This is a genomic window from Methanocorpusculum petauri (assembly GCF_026891975.1).
In the GTDB taxonomy this organism is placed as follows: domain Archaea; phylum Halobacteriota; class Methanomicrobia; order Methanomicrobiales; family Methanocorpusculaceae; genus Methanocorpusculum; species Methanocorpusculum petauri.
Genome location: NZ_JAPTGB010000001.1, coordinates 70,045 through 90,836, shown reverse-complemented (window position 1 = coordinate 90,836; position 20,792 = coordinate 70,045). Strand labels below are relative to the sequence as shown.

At 52.6% G+C, this 20,792-nt stretch carries 19 protein-coding genes; 9 read left to right on the top strand and 10 right to left on the bottom strand.

The window, feature by feature from the left end; all coding sequences use genetic code 11:
• Positions 1 to 30: 30 nt before the first annotated feature.
• The gene (locus tag O0S10_RS00415) at positions 31 to 231 is read right to left on the bottom strand and encodes a hypothetical protein (RefSeq protein WP_268923908.1); all 201 of its coding nucleotides are present in this window, start codon (positions 229 to 231) and stop codon (positions 31 to 33) included.
• An 83-nt stretch (positions 232 to 314) separates the two neighbouring features.
• Here O0S10_RS00415 and O0S10_RS00410 point away from each other — a divergent pair, with 83 nt between their 5' ends.
• Positions 315 to 2,657 carry a pentapeptide repeat-containing protein gene (locus O0S10_RS00410; RefSeq protein WP_268923907.1) on the top strand — a complete coding sequence of 781 codons (2,343 nt, stop codon included), beginning with the start codon at positions 315 to 317 and terminating at the stop codon, positions 2,655 to 2,657.
• A 67-nt stretch (positions 2,658 to 2,724) separates the two neighbouring features.
• Positions 2,725 to 3,783, top strand: coding sequence for a hypothetical protein (locus O0S10_RS00405; protein WP_268923906.1), 1,059 nt, complete (start codon positions 2,725 to 2,727; stop codon positions 3,781 to 3,783).
• A 26-nt stretch (positions 3,784 to 3,809) separates the two neighbouring features.
• Here the strand turns inward: O0S10_RS00405 and O0S10_RS00400 are convergent, their stop codons facing one another.
• Together O0S10_RS00400 and O0S10_RS00395 are read right to left on the bottom strand one after the other, a co-directional pair.
• On the bottom strand, positions 3,810 to 4,154 hold the full coding sequence (locus tag O0S10_RS00400; protein WP_268923905.1) for a TIGR04076 family protein: 345 nt from the start codon (positions 4,152 to 4,154) through the stop codon (positions 3,810 to 3,812).
• Between the two features lie 8 nt (positions 4,155 to 4,162).
• Positions 4,163 to 4,453, bottom strand: a complete 291-nt coding sequence (locus O0S10_RS00395; protein WP_268923904.1) for a hypothetical protein — start codon at positions 4,451 to 4,453, stop codon at positions 4,163 to 4,165.
• Positions 4,454 to 4,662: 209 nt separating this feature from the next.
• On the opposite strand from O0S10_RS00395, the gene O0S10_RS00390 reads away from it, so the two are divergent.
• The 3 genes from O0S10_RS00390 to O0S10_RS00380 all read left to right on the top strand — a co-directional run bounded on the left by O0S10_RS00390 (position 4,663) and on the right by O0S10_RS00380 (position 7,177).
• Complete coding sequence (locus tag O0S10_RS00390) at positions 4,663 to 5,862, top strand: ammonium transporter (RefSeq protein ID WP_268923903.1); 1,200 nt, start codon at positions 4,663 to 4,665, stop codon at positions 5,860 to 5,862.
• 382 nt (positions 5,863 to 6,244) lie between these two features.
• Entirely contained in the window at positions 6,245 to 6,487 is a 243-nt protein-coding gene (locus O0S10_RS00385; RefSeq protein ID WP_268923902.1) for a hypothetical protein, read from the top strand.
• 66 nt (positions 6,488 to 6,553) lie between these two features.
• On the top strand, positions 6,554 to 7,177 hold the full coding sequence (locus tag O0S10_RS00380; protein WP_268923901.1) for a hypothetical protein: 624 nt from the start codon (positions 6,554 to 6,556) through the stop codon (positions 7,175 to 7,177).
• Between the two features lie 213 nt (positions 7,178 to 7,390).
• On the opposite strand, the gene O0S10_RS00375 is transcribed toward O0S10_RS00380, so the two are convergent.
• Positions 7,391 to 8,563: a cofactor-independent phosphoglycerate mutase gene (locus tag O0S10_RS00375; RefSeq protein ID WP_268923900.1), complete on the bottom strand. Its 1,173-nt coding sequence runs from the start codon at positions 8,561 to 8,563 to the stop codon at positions 7,391 to 7,393.
• 175 nt (positions 8,564 to 8,738) lie between these two features.
• Between O0S10_RS00375 and O0S10_RS00370 the strand changes: the two genes are divergently transcribed.
• Positions 8,739 to 9,599, top strand: a complete 861-nt coding sequence (locus O0S10_RS00370) for a DUF368 domain-containing protein (protein ID WP_268923899.1) — start codon at positions 8,739 to 8,741, stop codon at positions 9,597 to 9,599.
• 24 nt (positions 9,600 to 9,623) lie between these two features.
• On the opposite strand, the gene O0S10_RS00365 is transcribed toward O0S10_RS00370, so the two are convergent.
• The 6 genes from O0S10_RS00365 to xerA form a co-directional block, all read right to left on the bottom strand.
• Complete coding sequence (locus O0S10_RS00365) at positions 9,624 to 10,553, bottom strand: NAD-dependent epimerase/dehydratase family protein (protein ID WP_268923898.1); 930 nt, start codon at positions 10,551 to 10,553, stop codon at positions 9,624 to 9,626.
• A gap of 26 nt (positions 10,554 to 10,579) precedes the next feature.
• Entirely contained in the window at positions 10,580 to 10,909 is a 330-nt protein-coding gene (locus O0S10_RS00360; RefSeq protein ID WP_268923897.1) for a hypothetical protein, read from the bottom strand.
• A 5-nt stretch (positions 10,910 to 10,914) separates the two neighbouring features.
• Positions 10,915 to 11,997, bottom strand: coding sequence for a GHMP family kinase ATP-binding protein (locus tag O0S10_RS00355; RefSeq protein WP_268923896.1), 1,083 nt, complete (start codon positions 11,995 to 11,997; stop codon positions 10,915 to 10,917).
• Positions 11,998 to 12,182: 185 nt separating this feature from the next.
• Positions 12,183 to 15,008 carry an InlB B-repeat-containing protein gene (locus O0S10_RS00350; protein ID WP_268923895.1) on the bottom strand — a complete coding sequence of 942 codons (2,826 nt, stop codon included), beginning with the start codon at positions 15,006 to 15,008 and terminating at the stop codon, positions 12,183 to 12,185.
• 584 nt (positions 15,009 to 15,592) lie between these two features.
• Positions 15,593 to 16,132 carry a ferredoxin domain-containing protein gene (locus O0S10_RS00345; protein ID WP_268923894.1) on the bottom strand — a complete coding sequence of 180 codons (540 nt, stop codon included), beginning with the start codon at positions 16,130 to 16,132 and terminating at the stop codon, positions 15,593 to 15,595.
• 117 nt (positions 16,133 to 16,249) lie between these two features.
• A complete protein-coding gene (gene xerA / locus O0S10_RS00340) occupies positions 16,250 to 17,167 on the bottom strand; it encodes a site-specific tyrosine recombinase/integron integrase (protein WP_268923893.1) in 918 nt (305 codons plus the stop codon).
• Positions 17,168 to 17,555: 388 nt separating this feature from the next.
• Between xerA and O0S10_RS00335 the strand changes: the two genes are divergently transcribed.
• From O0S10_RS00335 to glmM, 3 genes are all read left to right on the top strand, one after another.
• Positions 17,556 to 18,311, top strand: coding sequence for a GNAT family N-acetyltransferase (locus tag O0S10_RS00335; RefSeq protein ID WP_268923892.1), 756 nt, complete (start codon positions 17,556 to 17,558; stop codon positions 18,309 to 18,311).
• A gap of 434 nt (positions 18,312 to 18,745) precedes the next feature.
• On the top strand, positions 18,746 to 19,324 hold the full coding sequence (locus tag O0S10_RS00330) for a DUF5806 family protein (protein ID WP_268923891.1): 579 nt from the start codon (positions 18,746 to 18,748) through the stop codon (positions 19,322 to 19,324).
• Positions 19,325 to 19,393: 69 nt separating this feature from the next.
• Positions 19,394 to 20,770, top strand: a complete 1,377-nt coding sequence (gene glmM / locus O0S10_RS00325; RefSeq protein WP_268923890.1) for a phosphoglucosamine mutase — start codon at positions 19,394 to 19,396, stop codon at positions 20,768 to 20,770.
• The last annotated feature ends 22 nt before the right edge of the window (positions 20,771 to 20,792 follow it).

Sequence of the window (20,792 nt, the reverse complement as noted above, 5' to 3'; positions counted from 1 at the left end):
ACCCTGCGGAAGTATCCGCAGGAGAAAATCTCACCTTCCCTGATAATACCGCAGAATCCACAGCGGCGGAACAGATACCAGTACCGCCATGACAATGATGAAAACATCAAGCGGTGTCGTATCGCCCGTCCCGGCAACCGCCCCGCTCAGAAGAAAATATCCGAGGATAGTCATCATAATCAGAAAGCCTTCCGTAACGGCTGCGGTCTCCACATTCGGAAATAACTGCATATCTCTGAACTATCTTTCCGGCAAACCAGATAAAGACAACACGTTACCCTTATCGTATCTCAGGAGAGAAATATCGGTATCTTATGGGCGAGGAAGACGCAGTACCGGGCGGCAACGGAACATTCGATCAGGAACAGTACAACAGATTACTCCGCTGCGTACAGGCAGGCGATCTCAGTGAATGGAACAAACCGTATCTTGCAATCGTAGAAGAAATCAAAGCAATCTCCGGCTCCGACATCTGGATGGAACGTGCCGGAATCCATGACGTCCCCGCAAAAACCCGCGACACCACAGGAGCCAACCTTGCCGGAGCGGGCCTTGCCGAACTGAACCTGAAAGGCATTGAACTGCGGGACGCAACCCTTGAACGTGCCAACCTCTACAAAGCAGACCTCAGCAAAGCCTCCCTTGCGCGTGCCAAACTCGCCAAAGCCTCCCTCTTCCGGGCAAACCTGGAATCCGCCGATCTGCGGGACGCCGACCTCACCGACGCTGACCTCCGCGAAGCAGACCTTACCGAAGCAGACCTCCGGGGAACCATTCTCGCAGATGCCGATCTCCGGGAAGCAAATCTGGAATCAGCCGACCTCTTCAAAGCAAACCTCGCCGGGGCAAAACTCAGCATCGCCAAAATGGAAGGAGCAGACCTCCGCGAAGCAGATCTCTCCGGTGCTGACCTCAGAGAAGCAAACCTCTCCTCAGCCGACCTCCGCGAAGCTGACCTTTCCGGAGCAGACCTCAGAGAAGCCAACCTCTGCGGTGCCGACCTCTTCAAGGCAAACCTCGAAGGAGCAAAACTCGGCAGTGCCCGGATGAAGGATGCAAAACTCGGACTTGCCGTCCTGCGGGATGCCGACCTCTCCTGTGCCGTACTGCAGTCCGCAAACCTCTACGAAGCAAATCTTTCCGGCGCACTACTCACCGAAACAGACCTCTCCTCAGCCGATCTCCGGCAGGCAAACGCTACCGAAGCCGATTTGCAGAAAGCAAATCTGGTACGGGCAAAACTTGCCAGAACAAACCTTTCGGATGTAAAACTCCAGGAAGCAAACCTGCTGGGAGCAGACCTCCATGACACCGAACTGATGAGGGCAGATCTGAAACTGGCAAACCTCACGGATGCCGACATGATCGGATCCCACCTCACCTCGGCAACCCTGCGGGAAACGGTACTTGTCCGTGCCAAACTATCCGGCGCAGACTTCGGTGACGCAGACCTTACCGGGGCAAATCTGGAAAACGCAACACTTGACGGCGCAAAAATGGAAGGAGCACTTCTTACCGGCGCAGTACTGCGGGGAAGCTCACTGCGGCATGCGGACCTGCGGCGGGCCGTCCTCTCCGAAGCGGATCTGACCAGCGCAGACCTCAAAGGAGTAAACCTGCTGCGATCAGAACTCATCAGAACAAAACTGCCGCGAACCGATCTCCGGCGGGCCGTACTGGAAGAAGCACGCATGGAAGGAGCAGACCTGACCAGATCCGACCTCCGCGAAACGGATATGCAGAACGCGGTACTCTGGCGGGTACGGATGACCGAAGCAAACCTCCGGGAAGCAGATTTAAAGGAAGCAGACCTTTCCGGCGCCGATCTGACCGGCGCCGACCTCTCCGAAGCATATCTGGAAGGAGCAAAGTTCCGCAACGCCACACTGTTCGGGACAACCTGCTACCTGGCAAGTGTGGACGGCCGTACGGTGATTGCAAACTGTGCGATTGACAGCAATACAGACTTTACCGGTGTCGGGCTGTCCGGATCGCGGGTGGACCCGAAACTGCACTCGCGGCTTCTGCGCAACATCCGCAAAATACGGTGGGAGGAATGGTATGCAGAGAAAAAAATTCTCCGGTTCTTTGAACGGATGGCCGGAGTTCCGGAAGAACCCGAACCTCCGCGGATACGCCAGCCGTATGTTGCGGAGAGTGCATCTGTCGTACAAAAAATACAGGCAGTATCGGCGACCGCCGCAACAGGAATTACCGCATGGAAGAACCGCATCGCCGAGCATCCGGGAAAGGCGGTACTGGAAAGTATCGTGCAGATTTTTGAATCGGTGTTCGTGAATCTGCCGGTCAGACTGTTCTGGATGATCTCCGACTACGGCAGCAAGACCTGGCCGATTGTCGGAGCGTTTATCCTGCTGAATGTGATCTTTACGTTTGTCTATCTGTATCTCATACCGGTTCTGCCGATGATAACCCCGACAGGGATGGAACCGACACCACTGCTGGCAAATACTACCGGGCCGGTAATGGGCGTGATGCAGACAACTATGATTCTCTTCAGCATCACAGACATTGCGACGAAAAACATTAGCTACTACACGATGTTTTTCGCGCTGGTACATGTGATTCTCGGTTATTTCATCCTCGCCGCCCTGGTAACAAGGTTTGCGGTGATGTTTCAGAATCAGAGTCCCTGATTTTTTTCACGTACCTTTTTTTCTCCCATCCCGAACCATTATCCCGTCCGCCGTCGAAAGATACCGTATGCGAAAACTCTTCCTGCTATCCTTCCTGCTGCTGGTGATTGCGGCAACCGTTCTTGCGGCAGGATGCATTCAGTATCTGCCGGGAACGGACACAACACCGACACCCGTCCCGACACCTGCGGAAACCCATGAAACAACACCGCAGACAACCGTGGCAACTCCCGCGGCAACCGCAACACCGAAACCCGAACGAACCCAAACACCCATGCACCAGATTGACGGTTCCGGAACAATGGAGTCCTGGGAGATCTGGCTGGACAAAGGAGTGTCCATCGTAACCGGAAAGAACTACGGCACCGGCAACTTTGTAGTGTGGCTTTCCCAGAACGGCAAACATCAGGACATGCTGTTCAACGAACTCAATGAGTATGAAGGAAAGACCGCCTTCGAAATTACGGAATCAGGCTACTACACCTTTGACGTCATCGCCTCCGGAACCTGGGCACTCATCGTGGACGGTCCGTATGACGTAAGCCTTGCCTCGTTCAACGATTACCGGTCGAACGGGATTATGTTCATCAGCGGGTCAAACTCGATGATGTCCGCACCGTTCACCCTGGAAAAAGGTGTAGCAGTGTTTAACGGCTACTATCTTGGATCGGATCAGTTTTCGGCAACGCTGTATGCAAACGGACTTGCTGCCGGAACACTCGACTCGGATACCGGTCCCGCCAAAACGCAGATAGTTTATCCCGTGGACGTTGCCGGTTCCTATACCCTGAACGTCCAGACCGCAGGGTCCTGGGGCTTTGAGGTCACCCAGCCGCTTCCGATGAACCCTGCGCCGTTCACCTCCATCTCCGGAACGGGCGATGAAGTGACGCCGTATTATGCAATTACCGGCGATCAGATGCTGACGATGTCCAACTCCGGAACGAGTCCCGCAACCGTGGTGTTCTATCAGGCAGACGGAACGGTTGCAGGCGATGTAGTGATTCCGGCAGGAGTGAGCGGTTTTAGCTATCTGCTGAAAAATCCGAAGGCCGGAGGAACGGTGGTCTGTCTTGCAGCGGTCACTGCGGACGGGGCATGGTCGGTGTCAGGAACACATTCCTGAAAAATATTTTTTTTTGGAAAAACCGTTTAGCGAACCGGCACGTACTCGATCTGCGACTCCTCCCCGGTTGCCTCAAGTTTGAAGATGACGGGACGAAGTCCGTCATTACAACTACAGATAGCAACACCGGGCGTTCGTATCCAGTCGCCGTAGTAGAAGAGATCCTTTCCCGCACCGTGAGCAAGAGCAAAAACATACTGGTAGATCGCCTTCCAGGCCTCGTCACAGAACCCGGCAGGTTTTGCATAGTCGGCGTAAAAGATCTGTCCTGCTTCCAGCATGGGACAGGCAGAAAGACCGGGAACGCCGTACTCTTCGGCAAGCTCTTTGTCGAGCGTTGTTTTCAGCACAGTTATCTTCACTTTTTTCATCAGAACATTCACTCGGTTTTTATTTTGTAGAATTTTCCGTCCGCAGCGTACTTGGCAAGAGTTCCGTCCTCCATCTGATAAACCTGACCGACCACAAACTCCGGCGGTTTTTCCTCGGCGAAGACCTCACGGGCACGCTCGCCTGCATTTTCCAGAATGATCTCCTGACGGGGACTGACAAGCCGTTTGTTGTATTTTGCTTCGATGCGGGAGATGATCGCAATCAGGAGGAGACAGCCGATAATAACAATGCCGAAAAGGATCCAGCTGTCCATCCCCACTTCTGTTCCCTCATACATAGGTACCTTTCTATGGGGCATGATGCCGGATAAAAGTAATCCGCCGCACCACTGCATGTCAACATGTGCCATGCTAAACAGTGTTTTATTTTTTATACTTGGAGTACATATGATGATACTGCATTATCTGTGGTTCGGGCAGGCGGGGATTTGAAAGCTTGAACTTCAGATTCTCCGTCCGGACCGCGCTGAATTAGGCAGGTTTGATCATGATTGATACCGGTTCTGTTGCGTGGGTTTTGGCATCCACTGCGCTTGTACTGCTGATGACTCCGGCTCTCGGTCTGTTCTACGGGGGCATGGTGCGGAAGAAGAATTTTTTGTCGGTACTGATGCTGGTGTTTGCGTCGCTGATGCTGGTGATTCTTCAGTGGTTTCTGGTCGGCTACTCGCTGGCGTTCGGCACAACACAGCTCGGCATTATCGGCGGGCTGGAACATATCGGTCTTGCAGGTGTCGGATTTGACACACAACTGGGTCTGGAGATTCCGGACCTGCTGTTCGCAGCGTTTCAGATGACGTTCGCAGGACTGACGCTGGCAATTATTGTGTCAGGTGTTGCGGAACGTATCCGGTTTGGTGCGTTTTTGATCTTCGGCATCTTATGGACGACGTTTGTCTATGATCCGCTCGCCCACTGGTTGTGGGGCGGCGGCTGGCTGGCACAGCTGGGTGCTCTGGATTATGCGGGCGGAACGGTTGTCCATATCAGTGCCGGATTTGGTGCGCTGGCTCTTGCAATTTATATCGGGAAGCGGTCGGGTTTTGGGATGCACAACTTAAATCCGCAGAATATTCCGATGACCTTTTTTGCGGGCGGACTTCTGCTGTTCGGCTGGATGGGATTCAATGGCGGCAGTGCGCTTGCGGTGAATGAGACGGCGATTCATGCGATAATGGTGACGCTGATTTCTGCGGCGGCCGGTACGATCTCCTGGATGATTGTGAACTGGCGGCACGGGAAACCGAGTTCGCTCGGGTTTGTCTCCGGAACGATTGCGGGTCTGGGAGCGATCACGCCTGCTGCCGGGTTTGTGGATATGTGGGCGGCTCTTCTGATCGGTGTTGTTGCGGGTGTTCTCTGTTACTACGCACTTCTCTGGCGGGTGAAGCATACGTTTGATGAGAGTCTGGATGCCTGGGCAGTGCACGGGGTCGGCGGGTTCTGGGGAACAATCGCCTGCGGTATTTTCGCAGCGGCTTCGGTCGGTGGTATTTCCGGACTGCTGGAAGGAAATGCGTATCTGTTCGGTGTCCAGATTCTGGATGCGGTGGTGACCGCGGCGTTTGCGTTTGCGGCAACGTACGTTCTTGCCTGGGTGGTGGATAAAACGATCGGTCTGCGGGTGACGGAGGATGAGGAGTACATCGGTCTGGACCTGACGCAGCACGGCGAGATGGTTACCTGAAATATTTTGAATTTTTTCTTCTTTATTTTTATCAGCAACATTTTTAGAAAATCCCAGTGTTTGACTGTAATCCTTGTTTTTCAGTTTAAAGCAGAATATGCGGCGTCATGTTAGTCTACGTTCAACAGGATGATAACATCCGATTACACACTAAGATTATGTATGTCCGTATAAAAGGTTCAGTAATGTGTGTCTTGCAACGGGTTATCTGAGATCGATCCGGAATGTATCTGTTTCAGGTTCTATAGGGATATCAAAGGAAATTATGGTGTTTATCTATGGGAGAGAAATTTCTGATTGTTGTGATAATACAACCCACTCACCGTACGTTACCTACATCCTTTCGAAAAAATCAAATGAATGAAACCAAGGAGGGACCCGCATGAAAAATTATTTTGAAAATTTCCTGTGTGTACTGCTCGCCATGATGTTACTTCCGCCAATGGCTTTGCCAGTAATGGCTGATGAAAATATACCCGCAGTTTCTGATATCGAAAATGAAACAAAGCTCCCAAATCCTGCGGAAGTAGTTCCGGAACCAGCGATAGAGTTTACATTTGAGGAAGTGGGAGTCAATGTCGCATCTATCATTGTCGGACCCTGGCCCCGGAAGGATGTTACATGAGAGAACGGTTATACTAGCTGAAAACCTGAGAACAAAATATACTCCGCACATCCTCTATGGTGATGCTTGGAAATTACCGGTGTCAAGATGACAAAAAATATATTTGATATAGGCGAGGATCTGATTAGACAGTACCCCGATATCCGTATCTCTATCAATGATATCATCTTTGAGATGCGAGGACTTCAGGTAATTCCTATACCTGGTTATACATGGGTAATTGAGGGATATCCAAAGATAGTCAGTCCAATACGAGAACATGAAAAAAGTATGAATAATTCAGAAGTACAATGGGAAATTCATCATGAAGATCCCGACAACATACAGACCGTGGAGGAGTTGTATCGATCGGTGGATTGGAAACACCCAGTAGTATTTAATCTCTGCGGATGGGAAGACATAAGACGCGGCGGCAACCCACCGAAACAGCTGAAAATTTGTGACGAAGTCTGGGAAGTCGGGCAGCCGCATCTAACTATTCACCCTGTGGGAGGATGGTATACCTACAAAGCGGTTCTCAGCAACCTTACTCCGGATAAACAGTTGCAGTCCGGTGAAGTGTGCTGGTCTGTTGATCTGATCACTGAACCTCTCCCTGATGTAAGAGACCCGCCGAAAAAAAATGATGAGTACTATCCTTACACCTACTGGGAACTCCCGCTAGACATTTATTTAAAATACAAAAAATGATCATTTCCATTTTTGTAGTGCAAGCAGGGTATTATCTAAGTGGTGCAGATTCGGGATATGGTGTTTGCAGCGACGTTACGTTTTTGCCTGGGTGGTGGATAAGACGATCGGTCTGCGGAGGACGAGGAGTACATCGGTCTGGACCTGACGCAGCACGGCGAGATGGTTACCTAATTTTTTTACAAAATATTTTTTCTCAAAAAGAGAGAAAAATTAATTCTCCGAGAAGATCATCTTCAGCAGGTCCACCGATCGGACCATGCCGTACGATCCTTTCGCGGCAACCTCTTTTTCCGTGTACACCGAAACCGCATCCTTTTCACCAAGACCGAGGACCGCAAACGGCACGGGATCGCGGGTGTGGGTCTTCTTTGCGATCGGGGTCGGGTGGTCCGGCATCAGCATGACACAGCCGTCAAAGTGATCCAGAATGTAGCCGACCGACTCGTCCAGCCGCTCAATTGCCTTTACCTTCTCCTCAACCGAGCCGAGATGTCCCGCCTCGTCGGTTGCTTCGACATGCATGTACACAAAGTCCGCGTCACCCTTCAGGGTCTCGACCGCGGCCTTCGCCTTGCCCAGATAATCGGTGTCCAGATAGCCGGTTGCGCCCGGAACCTTCACGACTTCCATGCCTGCACAGCGGGCGATACCGAAGAGAAGATCTACCGCTGAGATGACCGCACCGTTTTTGCCGAACATCTCGGAAAACGCGGGCATTGCCGGTTTTGCCCCGCCGCTCCACGGCCAGATCATGTTCGCCGGGTTTTTCCCTGCGGCGATCCGTGCTTTGTTGACCGGATGGTTCGCAAACACATCGTAGGAGAGAACCATGTAGCGGTGCAGTTCGGCGGCGTCTTCGCCGGTCGGCAGATACGGATCGATCAGCTCGCCCACAATGTCATGCGGGGCTTTGGTCACGGATCCTTTGCCGTTCGGGAGCATGAGGACGTTGCGATAGGAGACGCCCGGATACAGTTTCACGCCGAAGTCTTTGAGGCGTTCCTGTAACGAGGCAAACAACTGTTTTCCTTCTTCGCTGGAGATGTGGCCTGCGGCAAAGTCTTTCATTTTGCCGTTTTCGATGGTGACAAAGTTGCAGCGGTAGGCCAGATCTGCCGGGCCGAAGGGAACACCCATGCTGACCGCTTCCAGAGCGCCGCGGCTGGTATAGTATTTGTCCGGGTCGTAGCCGAGAATCGACATGTTGGCCACATCCGACCCGGGTTCCTGGGAGTCGGGAACCGTCCGCATCATCCCGCATCGCCCTTCACGGGCGATGCGGTCCATGTTCGGTTTTTTTGCAACCTCCAGCGGAGTTTTGCCTCCGAGTTCCGCAATCGGTTCGTCCGCCATACCGTCTCCAAGAATCAGAAGATATTTCATATTTGCTGTAGTAGTATGGGAGGGTAGATGAGATAAAGGGATTTATCAGAGACCGGCATGAGCGGGTTTTTCCTCATCCTTAATTACCTCTGCCGCCCGATTACTATAGACAGAAACAGGAACTTCCATGCACAAAATAGTACAACACATAACCGATATCCTCCGCGGGATATCCATGGCGGTCGCCGACAGTGTGCCGGGAGTTTCCGGTGGAACGATTGCGTTTCTTCTCGGCTTTTATGAAAAGTTCATCAGTTCGGTGCACTGTTTCCTGCTCGGGACGAATGCCGAACGCAAAGCCGCATTTCCGTTCCTGTTCAAACTCGGTCTCGGATGGGTGGGCGGGTTTATTGTCTGTGTTCTTATCCTCTCAACCCTGTTCCATACCTATGTGTATGAGATAAGTTCCGTTTTTATTGGTCTGACGCTTGCTGCGGTGCCGATTGTGATTCTTGAAGAGAAGGAGTACCTCAAAGGGCATTACCTGCATCTCATCTTTACGGCAGTCGGTATTGCGGTGGTGCCGGTTCTGATGTCTCTGAGTCCTGTGGTCGGCGGCGGAAGCGGTATTGATCTGACGGATGGGTCGATCGGTCTTGCGGTGTTCCTCTTCGTTGCGGCAATCATCGCGGTCTCGGCTCTGGTGCTTCCCGGAATTTCCGGCTCGACGCTTCTCTTAATCATGGGCCTGTACGTTCCGCTGATCTCGGCGGTCTCGGCGGTGCTGCACCGGGAGTTTGCGTATCTTCCTATGCTGTTTGTGTTCGGTCTCGGGATGATCGCAGGTCTTGCCATCAGTGCAAAAGTGATCCGCCACTGCTTTGCCCGTTACCGGTCGCAGACGATCTATCTCTGTGTCGGTCTTTTGATAGGTTCGCTGTACGCAATTGTGCTGGGAGCAACGACGTTGTCCGATCCTCTGCCGGCGATGAGCTGGGAGACATTCCACCTTGGTTTCTGTATTTTCGGCGCAGCAATCCTTGCGGTGCTGCAGATAATGAAGAGGCGGACGGAGAGAGACGTTTCTGCGGAATAATTTTAAAAAAAATATTTTTGTATTTTATTCTTCCAGTGTTGCACGGATTGCCCGCCGCACACTTTCTTCGGAGGTGATGCCCGGTTCCCATCCGGTTGCTTTCAGTTTCTCCACTGAAAGCCGCATCATGGGCACATCGCCCACCCAGCCGCGGTCGCCGCCGGTGAAGTGGAAGGAGACGTTTTTCAGATCCATTTCTTCAACGATGAGTTCGGCAATCCGTTTTACACTCACCCAGTCCTCAGACCCGATATTAAACACGTTGAACGTTCCGTCCGACACGGTCGGGGCATACACCATGGCTGCGACGCAGTTTTCTACTGCGAGATACGATTTGCTCTGGCGGCCGTCACCGAGAATTTCCAGCTGTGCCGGATCGTTCTGCAGTTTGCGGACGAAATCGTAGATCACGCCGTGCGTGCTGCGGGAGCCGATGATGTTGGCAAACCGGTAGACCCAGGCTTTCATGCCGTAGGTTGCTGCATATGCGGAGATCATTGCTTCGCAGGCAAGTTTGCTTGCACCATACACGGAGATGGGGATCATGGGCGCGTAGGTTTCCGGCGTCGGGATGACATCCGCCTCGCCGTAAACGGTGGAGGTGGAGGTGAATACGATTTCCGGAACGCCGTGTTCTTTCATGGCTTCCAGGACACGGACGGTGGCGGTTACGTTGTTGTTGTAGACTTCATAGGATTTTCGGGCGGAGCCGCGGACGTCCGGGTCGGCGGCGATGTGGTAAACACGGTCTGCTCCGGCAAAGAGGTCCTGCCAGCCGTCGTCAAGGAGATCGGCGTGTCTGAACGCGGTCAGGGAGCCGAGGTTGTGTTCGAGGTTCATCATCCGGCCGGCAACCATGGAGTCGATGACGGTAACCGAGTCGCCGCGGGAGAGAAGGAGGTCCACCAGATGCGAGCCGATAAATCCGGCGCCGCCGGTAACAATGCAGTGCATACTGGTATGTTGGTGTTTTGAAATGATTAATGCCGCGATTGTCTGATAAGCCATCCGACACCGTTGCCCACGAATGTGATGAACAGAAAGGCGAGTGCGTAGGCGAGAGCGGTAGTATTGTAGTAGAGATAGACGGTCGGGAGATAGAGCAGGGTGATGAGGAGCGGAAGTGCCGGGTGAAATCCGGAGATGAAGCCGTAGAGCATTCCTGCGGCGAGGCAGAGCAGCGGGAGGATGATGAGAAGGAGTACAATGAAGTAGCCGGTGTCTTCCCCGAGGAGGGGAAGACCGTAAAAGGCGGCTCCGCAGACGGCAAGATACGGGAGCATCTGTTTGCATGCGGTGAGGAACGCCATGGAAATCAGGTTCGGGTGACAACGATTCCGGTGTTGTCTACTTTTGTTTCGACGGCGATTTCAAGGCCGAGCGGGGCGAGAACCGGCTGCAGTTCGGCAGCCGGTTTTTCGGTGACGATGCAGATGGAGGGACCGACGGAGCTCATGGCGACGAATTCCAGGCCTGCATGCCGCAGGGCGTTCATGTGGCTGTAGAGGATGAAGGTGTGATGCTGGACTTCGGCACGTTTTGAGCCGCGGAATTCGATCTCCCACATGGTGTCGCCCATTTTTTTGAGGTTGCCCCGGGCGAGGGAGGGGATCATGTCCATCATGAGGAGGTAGGCTTTGAGTTCACGGTCGCGGTAGTCGAGGGTTCGTGCCCGGTTCATGAGGAGGGTGAACTCTTCGAGGCCGGCGTTGTCGTTTTCGGCGTGAATTCTGGGGATGACGATGAAGACGTTTTTGCCTTCGGCGAAGGGGTGGCTGTAGATGCGGGTGAGCCGGTCGCCGACGAAGGTCATGCCGCCGTAGGTGCTGGCGGCGGAGCCGACGCCTGTTTCAAAGCCGAAGGCGACTTTGCCTTCTTCGTCGGTTTCTTCGACGTAGTTGTGGCCGATGACCATTCGGACGTCTTCGGGGCTTAAGGGGCAGCCGGTTGCTTCGTTCATGGCGGTGACGACGGCGGTTGCGATGGTGCAGGTTGAGCCGAGGCCGACGTGTTCGCGGCCGTGGTCTTCGGCTTTGATGGTGAAGCCGCCGGTGTAGCCGGTGACTGCTTTGAAGGCTGCGACGAGGTGTTCGATGAGAAGTCTGCGGGGCGAGTCGATGATGACATCACGGTCTGTGCAGGAGACGGCTGCTTCGCAGTAGATCTGGATGGCGAAGCCGAGTCCGCCGCCGCCGGGGGTGCCGGGGCTGAACCGGTTCATGTCAAGTACGGAGAGGTGGATGCGTGCGGGAGCACGGGCTATTATGGTGTCTCCTGTCGGGCAGGGTTCATGGGCGAGGGTGATGTCTGCGGTGTGCAGGCATTCACCGGGATAAAATGCGCTGAACTCATACTCGACGAGATCGAGATCTCCACCCCGAATCTTCATGATGGTCATAGGTTATACCGGGGTTTAGGTGATGTCTGAGGAGATATAAGAGTTTGGGTTGTCCGGGTGGTGTTCGGATATGTTCGTGTGGTCTGATCGAATGCGGGTTGCATTATTCGGAATTTTTTGATGTTGGTTTTGTCCGGGTTGTTGACGGAAAAAGCGGAGTGGCGGGAAAAAAGCGGAAGAGAGGGTTACTCTCTTCTTCTGAGCAGGATGCCCGCGGCGAGGAGTCCGAGGAGTCCGCCAAGTACCGGGGCGGGTGCCTGCGTTAAGGTGGGCTGTGCGCCTGCGGCGGTGGTGGACACCGGTGCTGCGGTGGCGGCGGATGTGCCGCTCTGCGCCTGCGTGGCTGCCGGGGTCGCTTTGGCGGTCGTCTGGGCGGTTGCCGAGGCGGTTGCTTCGGTGCCGGACGTTGAGGTCCACTTGGCGTAGAGGGTCATGTCGCCCGGGATGCTGTCGCTGAAGCTCCAGCTTTGGGTGCATGCTGCGTCTTTGTACCAGCCGCCGAAGGTGTAGCCGTCTTTGACGGGGTTGGCGGGTTCTGCTACGCGGTCGCCGTAGGAGAGGCCGGTGGCGGGGCTGACGTAACTGCCGCCCTGGGTGTCGAAGAGGACACGGAAGGCGTTGTTCATGTTGCCGTCACCGGAGGAAGAGGTGGAGGGGACGACGGGTTTTGGCGGGTTCGGGTCTTCCCCCTTCTCGTAGTTGTTGGCTTTCACGTCAAGTCCATCCATTGTTACTGCGAAGGAGAATGAACCCTCATCAGGTTCTTTTGTATGGATGTTTGCACCCGTGATCGGGTGATAGTCGTTTCCGTCGATCGTTCCTTTCACGGTGTATCCGGCCGTCCGTGCGCCGTTGTCGTCATCAAGGTAGAGGAAGTTGGTTCCGCTTTCGACTATGTTTCCTTTTACGTTCAGAGTGATTTCAATACTGTCTGCACCCGGGTTGATGTAGAGGGCATTCCCGAAACCGCCGACATCTCCTTTCTTTCCTTCTTCGCGAAGGACGCGAGTATTGGAAAGCGTGAACTTGTTGTTGTTTGCGGTAACGGTGACTGCATTTGTCACGCCGTCAATGGAGATACCGTTGTTCATCGAAGCATCCCCTTGCGTGGAGATAAAGGTGTTACCGCTAATTACTACATTATTTGCTCCGCCATTCAGCCGGACACCTACACTTCCTGAGGATACTGCTTCAGAAGACTCCGTTCCCTTATACTGAGCGGAATTTCCGGGTATCAGCGTGTTTCCAGTGATTTGTATGTCCGCACCGATAACTACAATACACTGACTGCTGCTGTAGCCCTCTTTGGCGTTTCCTGCCTTGATCGTGGTACCGGATACTTCTGCATTCGTACCCTGAGCAACAACAGTCATGAACGATGTCCTACTTGGAATCGATGTTGTTTTTGCATTGGAGAGATCGAGGATACTGTTGGTCAATTTACTTTTTTCCCCAGCCAAATGCACAATTTTACCCTGATGGAGTGTGAAATCTGTGTTTTCACTGGCAGTGATGTTGATGTTGGTAAGTGTTGTGTTCTTATTATCGAGATTGATAAGACCGTAGTCACTGCCAGTTGTGGGGACAGTGTCAACAACGGTGATGACTACACCAGCGTCTGCACTTCCGTCAATGGTCGTGTCTTCTGCGTTTACAACCATTTTAGCAAGGGAAAAACTCTGCATGATCTTGTAGATGCCACTCTTTGAGATCGTCAGATTATAGCTACCGTCGCTGTTCTTGCTCCATGTCACGCCTTCCGCAGATGTTTCCGGAATCAGGAGAGTATACGCATCTGAAGATGAATCAGTCGTGACCGTTCCAATACCGGCGGTCTTCATGTATCCTGTATCAACAAGTTTCTGCAACTCATCGGCGGAGATCTCATAGGTTGTGTCTTTGACGTTTTCGCCCAGGGTGGTAAGATCATCCTGTTTGTTGTAATCACTACCACTCCGTGTAGCTCCGATTAATCCGATGGAAACGGTAGCTTCATCTAGCTCATCTGGGAGAGATATGATGCCGCTTGCAGTAGAGTCTTCAATCTTGGTTATTTGTTTACTACCGTCTTTATTCACATATATCGGATGAACATCCCCAAATAATGCACCTGCTGATAATGTATTACCAGGATCATATCCAGGAACATATAGCAGTTCTACAGTTCCCTCGGCAGTACAACCAGTGACGGTGTTTCCATACTGAAGATGTCCAATGAGACCACCCACTTTCCGGGTGCCGGACACAGAGATAGCAGCAGAGCAGTTGAATGTCGTAATATCTCCTTCTGCACGGTAACCAATCAGGCCACCTACGGCATCGCCTTCTAAATTATTTCCTGTGTAAACACCTTTTACAAAACTTCCCGTATCTCCTTTAACACTGCAATTGCTAATTTTTGCATAGGAATATCCACCGAGTCCGCCGACCTGATAGTTACCGGTTACCTGAATGAACCCGGAAACATGACAATTTTCAACCGTACCGGTATATGGAGATCCTGCCAGTGCACCAACTTGTGATTGCCCAACCACAATGGCATTCTGGATCTTGATATTTTTCAGAACTGCCGGACTAGCACTATACCCAAACAGGCCCTGATTCTCTGTATCCGGAGCATAGACCGTCACGTTACTGATGATGTGGTTGCCTCCGTCGAAGGTTCCTTTGAACGAGTGGTCTTCTGTGCCGATTGCCGTCCAGTTGTGTGCGGCCAGATCAATATCTGCCATCAGCTTGACAGTTTTTGTATTAAAATCCGTTCCATCATCGGTAACATTCTTCGCAAACGCGGCAAAACTTGCATTGTCGTAGATGTAGTAGTCGGTTGCATCACCGCTGTGACTACTATACCACGTAGAATTAATGTGATCTTTCCAATCGGTTGCACTGACAGCTCCCACCATCAGCGTACACACCAGCAGCAGAGCCGCGAGCAGCACCACACCGCGCCGCAGCAGCTTCGCTGCATCATCTTTGGGACAGAACGTCCCGTACTTACGTAAACTCATGAAACTCCTCCTCAGGACAAAACAGATACGCAGCGGAAAACCACAACGTGGGGAGCCCGTTACATCCTAAGCAGATAGGATATAATACAGCATCAATAATAAAAGTATCTCATCCCACTGAAGATAGTCGGAACTGAACATACTCTGCAAAAAAGTGCTATAACAGTATCAAATCGGAAAGACAACCACGCGCATCAAATTCACAAAGATCAACCGGTACCTCTCGGACATACGCAAAATACCTGCAAGAGATCCAAAACCACCACCTCACCACATGATATCCTATCTGCTCAGGATTCAATCTCCTGTAACCGGCATACCGGTTACAAAAATCTCAAGAAAAATACCGGAAATCAAAAACAAACAAAAATCCAAAGACATCCGCAAACCTGTAACCGCTGTAACCGCAAAAATCGTACTGTGTACAAGAATCTGACAAAAACTCACAGTACAGTACCAAACCACCGGTTACAAAAATAAAAAAATTCCAAAAACACTTTTGAATCAAAAACAAACCAAAGAAAAAGGACGAATTTGTAACCGCACCCATCGGTTACAAAATTACAAACCCGCCGATCCCAACATCACCGGTCAAAGAACGGACTCTTCCCCGTCACCGACAACGGAATCCCGAACGCCATCGACGAACCCGGCAGAAGCCCGAGCGCTATCGCCGCAGTCCCGGCGGAAAACATAACCCGGCTGTCCACATTCAGCATCGACGCCGTCTTCACCGCAGACCCGACCGCAATACCCAGATCAGTTGACCGCAGAGCACAGACCGGACCTTTATACAGAGAATCCGCAGGAGCAATATCCACCGAAGCCTTCATCTCCGCACACGTAGCATGACCGCACGCCCCGCAGTTCAGACCGAGCGTAGACAACCCATCCACACCGATCAACAGACACGCACCGCTCTGCCGGACATTCCCCGCATCACGGAGAAAAAATTTCATCCCGGTTACAGAAGAAATTTCCTCCATCTCCACGGCAAGCGGTTCAAGCTGATCAGGACCGAGAACTCTGATCTCAATGACATCCGAACCTTTGGACTTGGGAGCAGTCCGGGCAGACACCGCCATAAGCTCTGCCGCAGTAAGAAGTACTGAAGAGAATTCCATGCTGTTGTGTATTGCAGTATCCGGTTATCTTTCTTCTGATTAGGATCAAATTTCGCATATAGCATCATTTGGTTTATTCCATATGCGAACGAAGTTGTTCGATTGAAAAAAAGGAGATCACTCCCCGCCGGCTGCCAGCGGGAAGTACTCCTGATACGCCTTTCTGCGTTCATCAAGATCCGTATGGATGTAAATCTCCGTCGTCTGAATGGAATTATGGCCAAGATTCTCCTGCACCACCCGGAGATTATGCGAACGCTTGTAGAGTTCACTCGCATAACTGTGCCGGATTTTATGCGGCGTAATACCCGGCGGCGCATAGAGATGAAAAATATGCTGCACCGTCCGGGGCGAAATGGCGTGACCGCGGTTCCCCAAAAAGACCGGACCTTCAGCCCGGCCGTCGAGATGCTGCCGGATCATGGAAAGCGTATCCGGATCGCAGAACACAATCCGGATTTTCCCCCCCTTTCCCCGCACGCGGATCGTCTGCTCCTCAAAACTGATATGCTCGGCACGCAGACCGCAAAGCTCCGAAACACGCATACCGGTTGCGTAAATCGTTCGAATTAAGAGAGCATCCCGGGGATTCGTAAGAGAAGCAATGAACGCCATAACCTCTTTGTGCCGGAGATACTTCAGTTCGCGGTCTTTAATCTTCGGCCGCTCAACGCGGCTCATCGGATTAGCATCAACAACATTCTGCGCAATTAAATGCCGGTAAAAGGAACTGAGGGCGGAATCGTACTGATGCAGACTTGCCGGTTTGAGATGGCGCTCATTGCGGATCATCGTGAAAAAATCACTGATCTCATACGCATCCGCATCCACATCCGCACCCATGCCGAGATTTGCGAGAACCCCGGTATTCTCCGGCGTATCTCCGTCATGCTCGGCGAGATAGGTTTTGTAGCGGGCAAAAAGTCTGAGGACCCGCCCGTAGGCTTCGATGGTGTTCTCCGAATAATTTTTTGTTTCAATACTGCTGAGGTAGCGGGGTATCCAGATCTGGAAGGTTCGTTTCGGCGGGGCCATGCGCACTCACTTGATCAGGTTGTTCGCGGTCAGGAGGGATAAGGTTTGCGCATAATAGACATTATGCGCAATATTTTGGGGGTCTGGGATCACAACAGAAAAGGAAGAATAACGCGTAAAATAAGAAAACAGCTACAAATTATGACTTTTAAAAATTTAAAGTCCCCAACCCCGGAAGGGAAGATCAGTCGGGAAAATTTTTTCGGAAAGGAGAAGAGGTCATAACAAAATCAGGGATTTGCGGGATTGCGATCCCGGGGAGGATGAATCACCCGGACCCCGGGGAGAAGTCCGCTCAAACGCCGTCTATGCGGATCGATTTTCCGGGATGTCCCGACCGGGCCCGACAGAGTTATGCGGCGTGATACCAATAGATTAGGTGGAAAAGATGGATCTTCTGAGACTGACAAAAGACAACCTGGCAGCTGAACACATCTGCTGCGCAATCTCACACAACAACGACTGTCAGGTTGCAGCAAAGAAGAACTGGCTTGGTGACCGGCTGGATGAAGGACTGGTATTTCTGAAGGGAAACGTCCGCGGGAAATGTTTTATTGAGTATATTCCGGCGGAAGCTGCGTGGGCGCCGGTTACCGCAGACGGCTATATGTACATCAACTGTCTGTGGGTTGCCGGGCAGTACGCAGGCCACGGCTACGCAACCCGGCTGCTGGAGGCGTGTATTGCGGACAGCAAAGAAAAGGGAAAGCACGGACTGGTGATGCTCGCAGGCGATAAAAAACGGCCATTCCTCGCGGATCCGAAATTTCTCCGTCATAAAGGATTCACTGCGGCAGATACTGCCGCACCATATTACGAGCTGTATTATCTGCCGTTCGACTCATCCGCACCAAAACCACAGTTCACCACATCGGCAAAACAGCCGCATATTGATGAACAGGGTTTCGTTCTGTACTACAGCCACCAGTGTCCGTTCACGGCAAAATATGTGCCGCTGATTGAGAGGACAGCGCAGGAACGGGGTGTTTCGTTCCGAACCGTTCAGTTCACATCAGCCGCCGAGGCACAGAACGCTCCGGCACCGTTCACATCCTACAGCCTGTTTTACGACGGGGAATTTGTTACGAATGAAATTTTGTCGGAGAAAAAATTTGCAAAGATTCTGTCGGAACACGGGCTGTAACTTTTTTCCGGAAAAAGGAAGCGGGGGCTTTGCTCCAAAAATCGAAACCTGTTCAGAATCTCTGATGGGATTTTGATTGGGTACTTCGAAATTCTTTCACGGGTTTTACGTAGAGTAACTCCAAGAAAAACCAAAGTCAAAGTATTTTTATTCAGATACGGTAAGTGAACCGCATTGAAGGCATGTGCATTCTGATACCGTGAAAAGGTTTCGGTGTTTTTTCAGGAGGATTTTTTTCAGAGAAAGGCGATTCGCGGAAACAGTGATCACATATACAGAAGTTCACGAAAAAAAAAAAATCACACCTATCCCCAATCATGCAATCGAAGCCCCGCATCCGCACAAGAAATAAACCACATAATGCTATACAAAAAATTCCTGCAAAAACCACTCCCCCAAACCCTCAATACCGATAAACTCCCAATACAAACACAATGGACTCTGACCCGTACCCGCTGACTCCTGACGAAGACGACCGGACAGAAGAGATCAACAAATATCAGAAATTCAAAAAAGTTGACGGCGCAACCTACCGCAAGGTCAACGTATTCCTGCGCAAACGTACCTACATCACCGCCCGCGAATGGGCAATAGCCCGGCTCTGCTCCGACTTCAAAACCCCGTACGGTGCAGAAATGACCTTCATCGGCCAGCACCTCCCCGAACTCGTCCCCTTCATGGAAGAACCCTACAGCCCGCAGGCCGTCAACCAGGCGCGGAACGCCTTCAAACGCAAAGTCAGAAAATCCGGCGCCACCTTCTTCTACGGCGCCATGTGCGGATTCTTCACCCTTGACGAACTCGACGACATCCTCTTTGAATCCAGCGAGATCGCCCGCTTCCTCTTAGAGATCGAAGGCACCTCCCTCGCCATCGACGACGAACTCGACATCGAAGACAAAATCACCGAAATCATGCGAAAGCTCGGCGAGTCCGCAAACGTCCTCCTCAACACCCGCAAAGGAACCGGCACCGAAGACGACGATGCGGATGATGACGACGACGACGAATAAACCCCATCCTCTTTTATCGACATTTATAATCTACCGTCCCGCCAATACTACTTCACGGAAATATTGGTTATGGAACTTGCAAAACTTCAAAAACAGTACTTCGGCACCAACGGCGTCCGCGGCGTAACCGGCATCGACATGACGCCCCGGCTCGCCTTAGAGATCGCAGAAGCATTCGGCACCATGCTCGGCCCCGGAAAAACCATCGGCCTCGGCCGTGACACCCGCACTTCCGGACCCGCCCTCGCCGCCGCCGTCCGGGCCGGTCTCCTCTCCTGCGGCTGCAACGTCATCGACTTTGATATCGTCCCGACTCCCTGCCTCCAGTACCTCGTACTCGACCATCACCTCGACGGCGGTGTCATGATAACCGCATCCCACAACCCGCCCGAGTACAACGGCATCAAAATTATCGAAGCAGACGGAACCGAAATGGGTGACGAGCGAACCATTCAGCTCGAGCAGACCATGATTCACCAAAAGTTCGTCGCCGCACCCTGGAACCAACTCGGCAGCGCAACATCCGAACCGGAAGCCCGTGAACTCTATATCAGTGCAATCGTCGCACAGTTCCCCAAAGACTGCGGTCGCGGCCTCACCGTCGTCGTCGATCCCGGAAACGGCCCGGCAGCCGCAACAACCCCGGAAATTCTCCGGCGGCTCGGTGCAACCGTTCACGTCATCAACGAACCCTTCGACGGAACCTTCCCCGGACGCCTGCCCGAACCAACCGCAGAAGGACTCGCGCCACTCTCCGCAAAAGTCATCGAAACCGGCGCCGCATTCGGTGTCGCCCATGACGGCGACGCAGACCGCGCCATCTTCGTTGACGAACACGGAACATTCATGGACGGCAACATCACGCTCGGTCTTGTCACCTCCTACTTCTGCCGCAAACATCCCGGAGGCGTCGTCGTAACTCCGGTCAGCACCTCAGGCCTGGTGGAAGCGGTCGCCGACAGTCACGGATGTACCACCAGCTATACCGTCGTCGGCAGCATCTACGCAGCCCGCACCATGCGCAAACTCATCGAAGCCGGACAGCCGGTCATCATCGGCGGAGAAGGAAACGGCGGCATTATCTATCCGGCTCACCAGTTCTGCCGTGACGGCGGCATGAGTGCCGCAACCATGCTCAGCCTTGTCGCCGAACGAAAACAGCCGCTCTCCGCCCTCATCGCAGAACTTCCGGTCTTCACCATGTATCAGGAAAAACGCAAGACCCGCCGTGCCGCAGAGATCACCTCTCACATGAAAGAATACTTCAAAGAATGCCCCATCGATGCCCGTGACGGCATCCGTATCACCCGCGGCAGCGCATGGGCACTCATCCGGCCCTCCGGAACCGAACCGCTCGTCCGTGTTTATACCGAGTCCAAAGACCCTGCTGAAGCAAAACAGCTCATGGACGAAATACTCGGAGAAATCTCCGGGTATCTCGAATAATTTTTTTCCGCAACAACAATTA